The following is a 12099-nucleotide window of genomic DNA, read 5'->3' on the forward strand; positions in this document are numbered from 1 at the left end:
TGCTGCGCGCAATGTCGCGCATCAGGGGCGATTGGCCAGCCGTGCGAGCAACGCCGCGCTCGCTGCATCGGCCGGGAAGAAGGCCTCGATTGCCAGCTCCGACAGCGTGATGTCGACAGGGGTTCCGAAGATCGTCACCGTCGAGACGAAGCGGATGCGCCCCGCGATCGTGTCGAGGATCAGTGGCACCGCGATGCCGCTCACGGCTTTGCCGTCATTATCGTTGGCCTGCACCGCATAGCCCGCCAGTTCCTCGCGCAGCGCCATGAGGCCGGTGTCGGCGCTCGCCTCGATCTGGAGGTCGAGGCGGTGCAGGATATGGGCGCGCCATTCGGCGTGATTGACGATCTGCGGCGCAAGACCATCGGGGTGGAGCGCGATGCGAAGCACATTGACGGGCGGCGCAAGCAGGGCAGCGTCCACCTGTTCGACAAGGATGGCGATCGCCTCGTTTGCGGCGACCATGTTCCAGTGCCGGTCGACAGCGAGCGCGGGATAGGGCTCGTGCCCCTTCAACACATGCTCGACGATTGCTTTCATCCCCGCCATCTCCGGGCTGTCGAGCGGCCGCTCGGGATAGTCGGGGGCGTAGCCCGCGGCGAGGAGCAGGCCATTGCGCGCGCGGTGCGGGATTTCGAGCCGGTCGGCGATCCGCTGCAGCATCGCTGTGCTCGGTCGCGACCGACCGGTTTCGATGAAGCTCAGGTGCCGCGCCGACATGTCGGTTTCGAGCGCCAGATCCATCTGGCTCATCCGGCGGCGCGTGCGCCATTCGCGAAGCTGTTTGCCGAGCGGTGCGACCTGCATCCCATCTCTCCTCCTTCGCTTCCCGTTAGCCCGGACGCGTTCCCGTTTCCATTACCCCGCACGTAATCGACTCAGGGCGCGGCAAGGGGCAGTCGGACCGGGTTCGAAAGGAGATGTCCCATGCTGAGTCCCAACATCAAGACCATCCTGATCCTCGATGCGGTCACCTGTGCCGCCATGTTCCTGCTTTGCGTGTTCGCCGCGGCCACGGTCGCTCCGCTGCTGGGCCTTCCCGCCGGTGTGGTGACCGCGGCGGGCTGGATCTGCCTCGCCGCTGCGCTGCCGATGGTGGGCGTGGCGGCGCAGCGGGTGCCAAGCCGAGGGCTTACCAATTTGATCGCCGTCGGCAATCTTTGCTGGGCCGTCGCGAGCTTCGCGGTGCTTGCCATCTTCGCGCAGCAGATGAGTTGGCTCGGTATCGCGGCGACAGTGGTTCAGGCACTGGTCGTGCTCGAGTTCGCGCTGATCGAGGCGAAGGGCGCGGCCACGTTGCCGCGTGCGACCGCCGCTGGCTGACCACGATCCTGTTCTTGGCGGGGCAGCCTTCGTGCTGCCCTGCTTTTTGCGCAACATCGTTACGCCGAAAGGTTGCAATACTTCGCTCGAGGAGCCAAGGTTTCGGATATGCCAAATCGATAATAAGGGGTTCGCATGATCCGCTCGTTCCTGCTCGTCACTCTGTCCGCCTGCGCCCTCTCCAGCGCCTCGATCACCGGCGCGGCCGAGACCGCCGCTCCCAAATCGGCGCCTGTCACCAGCGACATTCCCGACAAATTCGTCATTCCCGAGTTGAACGCCGACTATGAGAAGCGTGTTGAGATGATCCCGATGCGTGACGGCACCCGGCTCTACACCGTCATTGTCGTGCCCAAAGGCGCAAAGAACGCTCCGATCGTGCTGACGCGGACCCCCTACAACGCAAGGAGCCGTGCAAACCGCAAGGACAGCCCCAGCATGCTGTCGACGCTGCCGCTCTCTGACGAGATTTTCGTGAAGGACGGCTATATCCGCGTCTATCAGGACATCCGCGGCAAATATGGGTCAGAAGGCGATTATATCGTCAACCGCCCCCCCGTGGGCCCGCTCAACCCGACCAAGGTCGATCATACGACCGACGCGTGGGACACGATCGACTGGCTGGTGAACAAGAAAAACCTGCCTCAATCGAATGGCCGTGTAGGGATGATCGGCTCATCCTACGAGGGCTTCACCGTCGTTATGGCGCTTCTCAATCCGCACCCGGCGCTCAAGGTAGCGGCGCCCGAAAGCCCGATGATCGACGGCTGGATGGGCGATGACTGGTTCCACCACGGGGCCTTCCGGCTTGCCAATATTGCGTGGATCGGCGGCCAGACCGGATACAAGGGCGAGGGCAAGGTGCCCTCGACCGGGGGGTATGACGATTACGACAATTTCCGTACCGGTTCTGCGAACGATTGGGCGAAGAAGGTTGGTTATGACCAGCTACCCTTCTGGCAAAAGATGCTGAAGCACGTCGCCTATGACGAGTTCTGGCAGCAGCAGGCGCTCGACAAGCTGGTTGCGGCCAACCCCTCTAACGTCCCGACGCTGTGGGAGCAGGGGCTGTGGGACCAGGAAGATATGTATGGCGCGATCATGAGCTGGGAAGCGCTGAAGGCAAAGGGGAAGATGGGCAACAACTTCCTCGTCATGGGTCCGTGGCGCCACAGCCAGATCAACCGCGAGGGGCGCTCGCTTGGCCCGTTCCAGTGGGACGGCGACACGGCGGCGCAGTTCCGCGAGGAGATGGTGCTGCCCTTCTTCAACCAGTATCTGAAGGATGGTCCGCCCGCGAAGCTTCCCGCCGCCGCCATCTACAACACCGGCGAGAATCACTGGGATCGTTTCACGACCTGGCCGCTCGCCTGTGAGAGCGGATGCCAGACGCCGCTCACCCCGATCTATGTGGGGCCGGAGGGCCGTCTGGGCTTTGGCAAGCCGGCGCCCGGCAAGACCAGCTATATTTCCGACCCCGCGAAGCCCGTGCCGCACCTCTCGCGCCCGGTGAATTTCGGCGACGGGCGCTGGGGAGACTGGCTGGTAAGCGACCAGCGCCACGTCGATGGTCGTCCCGACGTCCTGACCTTCCAGACCGATGTGCTCACCGAGCCGGTGCGCGTGTCGGGCGCGCCGATGGCGAATATCTTCGCGCAGATTACCGGATCAGACGTCGATTTCATCGTCAAGCTGATCGATGTCTATCCGGCCGAGGTGGCGACCGATCCGAAGATGGGCGGTTATCAGCTCGCGATCAGCCAGGACATTTTCCGCGGCCGCTATCGCGACAGTTTCTCCAATCCCACCGCAATTCCCTCGGGCGTCCCGCAGGCCTACAAGTTCCGCCTGCCGACGGTGAACCATGTGTTCCAGCCTGGGCACCGGATCATGGTGCAGATCCAGTCGAGCCAGTTCCCGCTTTACGACCGTAACCCGCAGACCTTCGTGCCCAACATCTTCCTCGCGAAACCCGAGGATTACAAGAAGCAGGAAGTGACAATTCTGCAGGGAGGAAGTACGGCGAGCAGCGTGCTGCTTCCGCTCGTGCCGGTGGATCAGTCGGCGGTCATGGCGCGGCAGTAAGGTGGCGTCCCTCCCTGCAAAGGGGAGGGATACATCAACTCAGCGCGTCGAGCCGCTCAATGTCGATACCCCCCGGCACCAGCATCACCGGACACGGTAGGGTGCCCGCGTCATGCCCGGTGAAGTGGGCGACGAGCGGCCCCGGCGCGCCGCTCGGCGCGGTCGCGAGGACGAGGGCGGCAACCTCGTCACTCGTCCCGATCACTTCGCGCACCACCTCGGCGGGCTTGCCCGATTTGACAAGGATTTTGGGCACCACATTCGCTTCCTGCGCGACCGCTTCGGCAGCGGCAGCAGCGAGCGCCTCGGCCTGTTCGCGTGCTTCGGCCTCGATTGTCGCCTGAACACCGCCAAAGGCGAGAAAATCCTGCGGCGGGACGATCGCGAGCACCATCACCCCGCCGCCCGTCCGCGCTGCACGCCGCGCCGCAAAGCGTAGCGCGAGCGTCGCTTCGGGACTGTCGTCGATCACCACCAGATAAGTCCGCATCAGCCCCGACCCCTGCTATTATTTTCGCTGGGAGACTGCGTCACATTCGTATGAAACGCAAGTTCGCCCCCGCTGGACCTTGACCCGGCTTATGCTTATGGCGAGGGAGAAGCCGTAACGGCAGGCCCCGGCCTCCCCAGACTGACAGGAACCCAAGAGACGATGCCGATCGAACTCAAAATGCCCGCTCTTTCGCCGACAATGGAGGAGGGCACGCTCGCCAAATGGCTGGTCAAGGAAGGCGATGAGGTCAAATCGGGCGACCTGCTCGCTGAGATCGAGACCGACAAGGCGACGATGGAGTTCGAAGCGGTCGACGAGGGAAGGATCGCGCAGATAGTGGTCCCGGAAGGCACCGACAATGTGAAGGTCGGCACCGTGATCGCGGTAATCGCAGGCGAAGGTGAGGATGCGAGCACGGCAAAAGCTGCGCCTGCTCCCGCCGCTGCTCCGGTGCCGGAGGCGAAGGCTGAGCCCGCTCCTGCACCTGCTCCCGCCGCGGCGGCGCCCGCACCGGCGACCTCGGGCGACCGGATCAAGGCGAGCCCGCTTGCCAAGCGCATCGCGGCCGAACGGGGCATCGATCTCAGTACCGTGACCGGCAGCGGTCCTGGTGGCCGTATTGTCAAGGCTGACCTCGAGGGCGCTTCCGCGGGCGTCGCCGCTGCGGCCGCCCAGCCCGCCCCCGCCGCAGCAGCAGCAGCGCCCGCCCTATCCCCGGCGCCTGCCCAGCCCTTCGAGACCGACATTCCGTACACGGCGGAAAAGCTCAGCAACATGCGCAAAACGATCGCACGCCGCCTGACCGAGGCGAAGCAGACGATCCCGCACATCTACCTGACCGTGGATATCCAGCTCGACAAGCTGCTGAAACTGCGCGGCGAACTCAACGCCGCGCTCGAGCCGCAGGGGGTAAAGCTCAGCGTCAACGATCTTCTGATCAAGGCGCTCGCCAAGGCGCTGATCCAGGTTCCCAAATGCAACGTCAGCTTTGCGGGCGACCAGCTCATCAGTTACAGCCGCGCCGACATTTCCGTGGCGGTAAGCGTTCCTGCGGGCCTGATCACCCCGATCATCGTCGGGGCTGATGAAAAATCAGTCAGCAAGATCTCGACCGAGATGAAGGAACTCGCCGCGCGCGCCAAGGAGGGCAAGCTTCAGCCGCACGAATATCAGGGCGGCACCGCGAGCATCAGCAATATGGGCATGTTCGGCATCACCCAGTTCGACGCGGTCATCAACCCGCCGCAGGCTATGATCATGGCGGTCGGCGCGGGCGAGAAGCGGCCGTGGATCGTCGACGACGCCGTGTCGATCGCCACGATCATGTCGGCAACCGGCAGCTTCGACCACCGCGCGATCGATGGCGCCGACGGCGCGCAGCTCATGCAGGCGTTCAAGCAGATCGTGGAGAATCCGCTGGGGCTGGTGGCCTGATCCGGAAAGGGTGGTGCGCTTCGTTCGGCAATTTCTGCATTTGCTGATCGGGCCGTTTGCGCTGGCTCTTCTTTGCCGCTTCGGCAAGCTGGATGTGGCCTGAAGCTTCTGGTTGAAGATGGTTTTTCGCATAGGCCGCCATGGGCGGCTCCGTGTTTTGGGAGCTGACAGGAAAGCTCCGCAGACGGGATGGCGATTAAGGAGATAATCGTGGCAGATACTTACGACCTCATCGTCCTCGGCTCGGGCCCCGGCGGCTATGTCGCGGCGATCCGTGCGGCACAATTGGGCCTGAAGACCGCGATCGTCGAGCGCGAGAATCTGGGCGGCATCTGCCTCAATTGGGGCTGCATCCCGACCAAGGCACTGCTGCGCTCGGCCGAGATCTATCATTATATGCAGCACGCCAAAGACTATGGTCTGTCCGCGGCGAATATCGGTGCCGATCTCGACGCCGTGGTGAAACGCAGCCGCGGGGTCGCGGCGCAGCTCAACAAGGGCGTCACCGGGCTGATGAAGAAAAACAAGATCACCGTCCATATGGGCGAAGGCAAGCTCACCGCGCCCGGCAAGCTCGAGGTGAAAGGCGAGAAGGGCAGCGAAACGCTGACCGCGAAACATATCATCGTCGCGACAGGCGCTCGCGCTCGCGATCTGCCCTTTGCTCCTGCCGACGGCAAGCGCATCTGGACCTATCGGCATGCGATGACTCCGCCCGAAATGCCGAAAAAGCTGCTCGTTATCGGATCGGGGGCGATCGGGATAGAATTTGCAAGCTTCTACAACGACATGGGCGCCGAAGTGACGGTCGTGGAGATGCTCGATCGCATCGTTCCCGTCGAAGACGCCGATGTATCGAGCTTCCTTGAAAAAGCACTTAAAAAACAAGGTATGACGATCCTTGCCGGAGCTGGTGTCGAGGAATTGAAGGCGACCGCGACCGGTGTTTCGGCGAAGATCAAGACGAAGGACGGAAAGGTCGAGGCGGGCGATTTCAGCCACGCGATCGTCGCCATCGGCATCATTCCCAATACCGAGGGCATCGGACTCGACACGCTCGGCGTGAAGACGACCAAGGGCCATATCGACACCGACCCCTATTGCCGCACCAATGTGAAAGGCCTGTGGGCGATCGGAGACGTCACCGCGCCTCCCTGGCTCGCGCACAAGGCGAGCCACGAAGGGGTAATCGCTGCCGAAGCGATCGCACAGGAGCTTGGCAACAAGGACGTCCACCCGCATCCGATGGACGTGCGCAACATCCCCGGCTGCACCTATTGCCACCCGCAAATCGCCAGCGTCGGTTTGACCGAAGCGAAGGCGAAGGAAGCGGGATATGAGGTGAAGGTCGGCAATTTCCCCTTCATCGGCAACGGCAAGGCGATCGCGCTGGGTGAGGTCGAGGGTTTTGTGAAGACCGTGTTCGATGCAAAGACCGGCGAACTGCTCGGCGCCCATATGGTCGGCGCCGAAGTCACGGAAATGATCCAGGGCTACACCGTCGGCAAGACGGCCGAGCTGGTCGAGGAAGATTTCATGCACACGGTCTATCCGCATCCGACAATCAGCGAGACGATGCACGAGGCGGTGCTTTCTGCTTACGGACGCGTCCTCCATATCTGAGCGCCCCGCCTTGGGCCGCTGGCTCGTCCCGACGCTGCTTCTAGGGGCCGCGCTGCTGCTTGGCTCGCTCGTTCAAGGGCCCGCGCTGACGGCGGCCGATGTCGCCCTTGCAACCCCCCTTCTCCTCAGGGCAGACGCCGCGCCTCCCGTGCTCATTGCCTTCACGCAGGGCATCAGCTGGCTTGGAGGCGGAATTCCCCGCTGGACGCTTGCCCTGTTGCTGGTTGCGTTCCTCTGGCGGAAGGCCGGGCGGGGGCCCGCGCTGCTGCTCGCAGCCACTGCGGTCGCGGCCAATCTGGCATCGAGCCTGCTCAAGATTATTTTTGACCGGCCGCGTCCCAACCTCGTTCCGCATCTCGATCATGTGGCGAGCTGGTCTTATCCGAGCGGACATGCCACCAGCGTCACGGCAATCGCGCTCCTCCTGGCGCTCCTCGCACCCCGGCCATGGCGCCGCGTGGCGGCATGGTGCGCGGCAGCGGCCATTTCGTCGACCGCGTTGTCGCGAGTCATGCTGGGAGTCCACTGGCCGAGTGATGTGCTGGGCGGAACGATGCTTGGTGCTGCCTTCGCTTTCGCCGCCGCCGGGATCGATCGGCGCGTCAGGCGCTGAGCAGGACGACGCCGGCGATCAGCAATATCGAGCCTGCAAGGCGCCAGCGTCCTACCGCTTCGCCGAGAAAGATCATTCCGAACAATGCGCCTGCCATCATCGACATCTCGCGCGTCGGCGCCACGACGTGCAGGGGCGCACCCATTTTGAGCGCCGTCAGCACGAGAATATAGGAAGCTGGCGAGAGCAGTCCCACCGCTATGGCCAGCCCCCAATGACCGCGCATCCGCGCCGCCGCGTTGCGGCGGTCGCGCAGGACGAGTGGCAGAAGGAAAAGGAAGCGCAGCATGTTCGAAAGCCAGTCCAGTACGACCGGCACCACGCCCAGCATCTTTACCGCCCAGCCGTCGACTAGGGTATAAGCCGCGATGAGCGCGCCCGTCCCCATGCCCCAACGCACTCCGCGATGGGCCTCGGGGGTATGAAACGCGGCGAAGCGCCCCTGCGTCGCGATCAGCGCGATCCCTGCGACAACGAGTATGAGGCCGGCCAGTCCGGGCGCGCTGATATCCTCGCCCATCAGCAGGAAAGCGCCGACCGATGCCAGCATCGGTCCGGTGCCGCGCGCGACCGGATAGACGACCGACAGATCGGCAAGCTGATAGCCGCGCTGAAGGCAAAGACTGTAAGCGAGGTGCACGAGCGCGGAGAGAAGAATAAAGCCGGCAGCCGCCCCGCTCCACGCCATCCCCTCGGTCAAGAGGATCCAGACGACCCAGGGTGCATAGACGAGCGTCGCAACCAGATTATAGGCAAAGACAAATGCTGTCCCGGCATGAGCCGCCCGCTTGGCGAGGAGGTTCCATGTGGCGTGGAACAAGGCGGCGAGGACGACCAGGCTGAGCGAAAGCAAAGACATCGCAGCTCGCGCCTACCGAGCGGCCCGGCGCTCGGGAACGTATCGCCTCCGGTACATCAACGGCCAGGCCGCGCGCCCTTTTCGGCGAATTCGGCGACCAGCGGCGCATAGTCTTCCATGGCGGGAAATTCCTCGAAACTGTGCACCGCGCCGGTCTTCGCCCAGGCGAGTGCTTCGCTGGTATAGCTTTCGATAAACGGCGCGAACCAGCTGAAGTCATCGAGCATCGAGGGGCGAATGTTGGTGAAGCCCAGGCTGGGTTCGACCTCGGTGAAAACCCAGCTCTTGCAGTGGTCGCAATGCCAATGGTGCAGACCCGGATCGTGAAGACCGCCAAGGACCGGCTCGCCTTCGGTCACGCGAAAGCCGCTGTCCGGGATCGCCATCGAAAGGGAGTAGGCGCTCGCGCTCATCTTCTGACAGCCAGTGCAGTGGCACGCCATGGTGAGGAGGGGCGGCGTGCTGATCTCGAACCGCAGCTTGCCGCACCGGCAACCGCCGACCCAGGGTAGCTTCCAGTCGCTCATCGTGACATTCCTTGTCTTGCCGGCGGTTTGCCTGGAGCGAGCTGCGTGCCCGCCTTGCGCCTCGATGAATTGCCACGGGCCCGCCGCCCTCGCAATGCCGCGTTCGATCTAAGCGGGCCCTGCTTTTTTCGCTGTCGCGAAAACTTTCTTTTTGCCATCAGGGGGCCGGGGTTTGAGTGGGGAGGGGGACTCATGCGCTTTCGCGGCACGATCGGCAATTTTCTGCGGGTAATCGCCTTTGCGGCGACCGCCTCTATCGCGGCGCAGGGCGGAGCGTCAGAGCAGGCAGGAGGTTCAAGATCCTCCGTGATCACCGCCGCCCGCATGCTGGACGTCGAAAGTGGAAAGACGATCGAGCATCCAGCGATCTTTGTCGGCGCTGACGGGCGCATCACCCAGATCGCCGACGCGCGCACCGTGCGCTGGGGACGGGACGCAGAGCATATCGACCTTGGCGAGCGGACCCTGCTTCCTGGGCTTATTGACATGCATGTCCACCTGACCGCTCTTGCGGAAGTCGGGGGCTATCAGGGGCTGCGCTACACGGACAGTTTCTGGACCGCCGTTGGAGTCGCCAATGCGAGGACGACGATCGAGGCGGGTTTCACCACTGTACGCAATGTCGGATCGGCCAATTTCGAGGATGTCGGCCTCAAGCAGGCGATCGAAGGGGGCTATATCATCGGGCCGCGCATCATTCCGGCAGGCTGGGCGCTCGGCGCAACCGGCGGGCATTGCGACAGCGGGGGACTGCCGCCCTCGATGGACCGTAAGGAGCCCTCGGTGATCGACAGCCCCGAGGAGGCTCGCCGCAAGGTGCGCTGGCTGCACAAATATGGGGCCCGCGCGATCAAGATCTGCGCGACCGGCGGGGTGTTTTCACTCGGCGACAGTGTCGGCGCGCAGCAACTGACGCTCGAGGAAATGAAGGCGGTTGCCGAAGAGGCGCATATGCTGGGGATCAAGGTCGCGGCGCATGCACATGGGGACGAGGGTATCCGCGCCGCGATCCTCGCGGGCATCGACACGATCGAGCATTGCAGCCTTGCAAGCGACGAGACGCTTAAACTGGCGGCCGAACGCAAAACCTGGTTCGCGATGGATATCTACAATGACGATTTTATCCTTGCGACGGGTACGGCGAACGGCACCGAGCAGGAAAGCCTCGACAAGGAAAAGGCAATCGGCCTTGCTCAGCGCCAGACTTTCCAGCGCGCGGTAAAGGCGGGCGTGCGGATGATTTTCGGTACCGACGCGGGGATTTATCCCCACGGCGACAATGCACGGCAATTTGCAAAGATGGTCGAGTGGGGAATGACGCCAATCCAGGCGATCCGCGCCGCGACGCTGAACGGAGCCGAAGCGTTGGGGATGGACGGCGATATCGGTGCGATCGCGGTCGGCCGCTTTGCTGACATCATCGCTATCGAAGGCGATCCGCTCACGGACGTAACGCGGCTCCAGCATGTCGCAGCGGTGGTGAAAGGCGGGGTCCTGATCAAGCGCGAATAGGGCCGTAAAAATGGGGTGGAAATCGGCAACAGCAGATTCTAGGCTTGTCCAAGGTCGCTCACGCTTGCGGAGAAAGCAGAATGTCGCGCCGCGAGCCGTTGCTTTTAACGCCTTTCCTTTTCGCAAAATGAGGAAATGACCGATGATATTGTTGCGAGCGACTCTATTGTCCATGACGGCCTCTTTATGCCTTTCCGCCTGCGGGGGTGCCGACACCGCGTCGGGTGACGCGCCAGGCGCCGCGATGACCGGAACGTCCGGCGAGACCGGCGCGGCCCAGGGCAGCATTCCCACACTGGCTGAGGGACCCGACGTGTGCTTTCGCGCCATCGCCAAACATTTGGGCGCAGATGCGAAGGTATCCGAGATTAGCTCGTTCTTCAGCGTCGGCAAGGAAATCGACCCCAGTGACGGCAAGCCAGCAGGCGAGATGACCAGCTGCTCAGTGCAATATCAAAGCCCTGATGATCCACGCAAACTGCTGAATACGCGCCTTGATCTCAACAGCGGCCAATTCTCACCCCCCAGTCCAGTGGAGATTACGGTGATGGGCGGCAATGCCGCGGAATTCCGGCTTGATGATTATCTGATCCCGCTCTCGCAAGTCGATGCCGCGGCGCTTTCCTCCGTCATGACGGCGCAAAAAGGGCGGCTGAGCAGCGTATACGGCAACTATGCCTGGTCGGGTGTCAGACTCTCGGCACCCGGTCCCTTCAACAACAGGCACACGCTGCGTCTCGACCTGACCGGACGTCTCGCAGCGAACGACATCAAGGAGAACGGCTATGCCTCGGTGTCGACCGATGGCAAGACGATCACCGCCGACCATCTGATGCCCTGACCGAAGGCGTCAGACGATCAGCCGATCGACCATCGCCTCGCGCATTTCGGGTGTGAAATTAAGCACTGCTTCGGCGTAGGCTGAAACATCGCCATGATCGCGGCGCACCGTTGCGAGCGCCGCGTCGAGATATGCAGGGTTGACCGACATCAGGGCCCGGATCGCATCCTCGCCGATGTCGGCGCCGTAGCGGTCGCGAATATGCGCTGCACCCTGGGCCACGCGCTCCTCGATCTTGCCCGCTGTATTGGTAAGCAGATAGTCGTGCATCAGATCGTCTTCATGCACGCCGAGAAGCCGGTGGACGATCGCGACCGCAAAGCCGGTACGGTCTTTGCCCGCGACGCAGTGAACGAGGCTCGGCGCGTCATATTCAGCAAGCGCCGAGAGGTAGAGGCGCAGCGTTGCCACGAGTGCGGGGCGATAGGGCATGCCGGCGTAGGTATCGATCATCCGCGCCCTCGCCGACGCGGCATCGATCGCACCGCCCGCCGCCTGCAGGTGCGGGGCAAGGCCCGCAGTGACCCCGCCGGCGAACAGCACGCGGCCCGCGAAATTCTCGCTGCGACGGCAAGGATGCAACTTGCGCTCATCGTCGCCCCGCAGGTCAATGATCGTTTCGATGCCGAGCTCGTCGATCGCCGCCAGGTCGTCGTCGGCGGCTTCCACTTGGTGCGCCGAGCGCCACAGGATGCCGTCGCGCAGTCGCCCTCCGCTTTCGACGGCGTAGCCGCCATAATCGCGGAAATTATGGACGCCCGACAGGGACAGGACGCGATCGGCGAGCAT

General features: G+C 63.3%; 12 protein-coding genes. 7 read left to right on the forward strand and 5 right to left on the reverse strand.

What is annotated here, in order from left to right; all coding sequences use genetic code 11:
• Nucleotides 1-21: 21 nt before the first annotated feature.
• A complete protein-coding gene (locus B5X69_RS02950; RefSeq protein WP_079637225.1) occupies nucleotides 22-807 on the reverse strand; it encodes a helix-turn-helix domain-containing protein in 786 nt (261 codons plus the stop codon).
• A 120-nt stretch (nucleotides 808-927) separates the two neighbouring features.
• Here B5X69_RS02950 and B5X69_RS02955 point away from each other — a divergent pair, with 120 nt between their 5' ends.
• Nucleotides 928-1323 carry a hypothetical protein gene (locus B5X69_RS02955; RefSeq protein ID WP_079637226.1) on the forward strand — a complete coding sequence of 132 codons (396 nt, stop codon included), beginning with the start codon at nucleotides 928-930 and terminating at the stop codon, nucleotides 1321-1323.
• A 135-nt stretch (nucleotides 1324-1458) separates the two neighbouring features.
• Complete coding sequence (locus B5X69_RS02960) at nucleotides 1459-3408, forward strand: CocE/NonD family hydrolase (RefSeq protein ID WP_079637227.1); 1950 nt, start codon at nucleotides 1459-1461, stop codon at nucleotides 3406-3408.
• Between the two features lie 34 nt (nucleotides 3409-3442).
• On the opposite strand, the gene B5X69_RS02965 is transcribed toward B5X69_RS02960, so the two are convergent.
• Nucleotides 3443-3898 (reverse strand): universal stress protein, encoded by a 456-nt coding sequence (locus B5X69_RS02965; protein ID WP_053554481.1) that lies wholly within the window; start codon nucleotides 3896-3898, stop codon nucleotides 3443-3445.
• Nucleotides 3899-4060: 162 nt separating this feature from the next.
• Here B5X69_RS02965 and B5X69_RS02970 point away from each other — a divergent pair, with 162 nt between their 5' ends.
• From B5X69_RS02970 to B5X69_RS02980, 3 genes are all read left to right on the forward strand, one after another.
• Nucleotides 4061-5335: a pyruvate dehydrogenase complex dihydrolipoamide acetyltransferase gene (locus tag B5X69_RS02970; RefSeq protein WP_079637228.1), complete on the forward strand. Its 1275-nt coding sequence runs from the start codon at nucleotides 4061-4063 to the stop codon at nucleotides 5333-5335.
• A gap of 210 nt (nucleotides 5336-5545) precedes the next feature.
• Nucleotides 5546-6958, forward strand: coding sequence for a dihydrolipoyl dehydrogenase (gene lpdA, locus B5X69_RS02975; RefSeq protein WP_079637408.1), 1413 nt, complete (start codon nucleotides 5546-5548; stop codon nucleotides 6956-6958).
• Between the two features lie 10 nt (nucleotides 6959-6968).
• The gene (locus tag B5X69_RS02980) at nucleotides 6969-7571 is read left to right on the forward strand and encodes a phosphatase PAP2 family protein (RefSeq protein WP_176141496.1); all 603 of its coding nucleotides are present in this window, start codon (nucleotides 6969-6971) and stop codon (nucleotides 7569-7571) included.
• Here the strand turns inward: B5X69_RS02980 and B5X69_RS02985 are convergent.
• Together B5X69_RS02985 and B5X69_RS02990 are read right to left on the reverse strand one after the other, a co-directional pair.
• Nucleotides 7561-8430 (reverse strand): DMT family transporter, encoded by an 870-nt coding sequence (locus B5X69_RS02985; protein ID WP_079637230.1) that lies wholly within the window; start codon nucleotides 8428-8430, stop codon nucleotides 7561-7563. The genes B5X69_RS02980 and B5X69_RS02985 overlap by 11 nt on opposite strands.
• Before the next feature lie 56 nt (nucleotides 8431-8486).
• A complete protein-coding gene (locus tag B5X69_RS02990; RefSeq protein WP_079637231.1) occupies nucleotides 8487-8957 on the reverse strand; it encodes a GFA family protein in 471 nt (156 codons plus the stop codon).
• Nucleotides 8958-9149: 192 nt separating this feature from the next.
• Between B5X69_RS02990 and B5X69_RS02995 the strand changes: the two genes are divergently transcribed.
• Both B5X69_RS02995 and B5X69_RS03000 read left to right on the forward strand, forming a co-directional pair.
• Entirely contained in the window at nucleotides 9150-10469 is a 1320-nt protein-coding gene (locus tag B5X69_RS02995; RefSeq protein ID WP_079637232.1) for a Xaa-Pro dipeptidase, read from the forward strand.
• Nucleotides 10470-10713: 244 nt separating this feature from the next.
• Entirely contained in the window at nucleotides 10714-11310 is a 597-nt protein-coding gene (locus B5X69_RS03000; protein ID WP_139375648.1) for a hypothetical protein, read from the forward strand.
• A gap of 9 nt (nucleotides 11311-11319) precedes the next feature.
• On the opposite strand, the gene B5X69_RS03005 is transcribed toward B5X69_RS03000, so the two are convergent.
• Nucleotides 11320-12099, reverse strand: coding sequence for a tyrosine-protein phosphatase (locus B5X69_RS03005; protein ID WP_176141497.1), 780 nt, complete (start codon nucleotides 12097-12099; stop codon nucleotides 11320-11322).

The organism is Sphingopyxis flava, assembly GCF_900168005.1.
Taxonomy (GTDB): Bacteria; Pseudomonadota; Alphaproteobacteria; order Sphingomonadales; family Sphingomonadaceae; genus Sphingopyxis; species Sphingopyxis flava.

What these genes read in the sequence shown, in the direction of transcription:
- B5X69_RS02995 (WP_079637232.1), top strand. Translation starts at nt 9,150, where the DNA reads ATGCGCTTTCGCGGCACGATCGGCAATTTTCTGCGGGTAATCGCCTTT.
- B5X69_RS03005 (WP_176141497.1), bottom strand. Translation starts at nt 12,099, where the DNA reads ATGCTCGCCGATCGCGTCCTGTCCCTGTCGGGCGTCCATAATTTCCGC.
- B5X69_RS02955 (WP_079637226.1), top strand. Translation starts at nt 928, where the DNA reads ATGCTGAGTCCCAACATCAAGACCATCCTGATCCTCGATGCGGTCACC.
- B5X69_RS02950 (WP_079637225.1), bottom strand. Translation starts at nt 807, where the DNA reads ATGCAGGTCGCACCGCTCGGCAAACAGCTTCGCGAATGGCGCACGCGC.
- B5X69_RS02960 (WP_079637227.1), top strand. Translation starts at nt 1,459, where the DNA reads ATGATCCGCTCGTTCCTGCTCGTCACTCTGTCCGCCTGCGCCCTCTCC.
- B5X69_RS02970 (WP_079637228.1), top strand. Translation starts at nt 4,061, where the DNA reads ATGCCGATCGAACTCAAAATGCCCGCTCTTTCGCCGACAATGGAGGAG.
- B5X69_RS02965 (WP_053554481.1), bottom strand. Translation starts at nt 3,898, where the DNA reads ATGCGGACTTATCTGGTGGTGATCGACGACAGTCCCGAAGCGACGCTC.
- B5X69_RS03000 (WP_139375648.1), top strand. Translation starts at nt 10,714, where the DNA reads ATGACCGGAACGTCCGGCGAGACCGGCGCGGCCCAGGGCAGCATTCCC.
- B5X69_RS02985 (WP_079637230.1), bottom strand. Translation starts at nt 8,430, where the DNA reads ATGTCTTTGCTTTCGCTCAGCCTGGTCGTCCTCGCCGCCTTGTTCCAC.
- B5X69_RS02990 (WP_079637231.1), bottom strand. Translation starts at nt 8,957, where the DNA reads ATGAGCGACTGGAAGCTACCCTGGGTCGGCGGTTGCCGGTGCGGCAAG.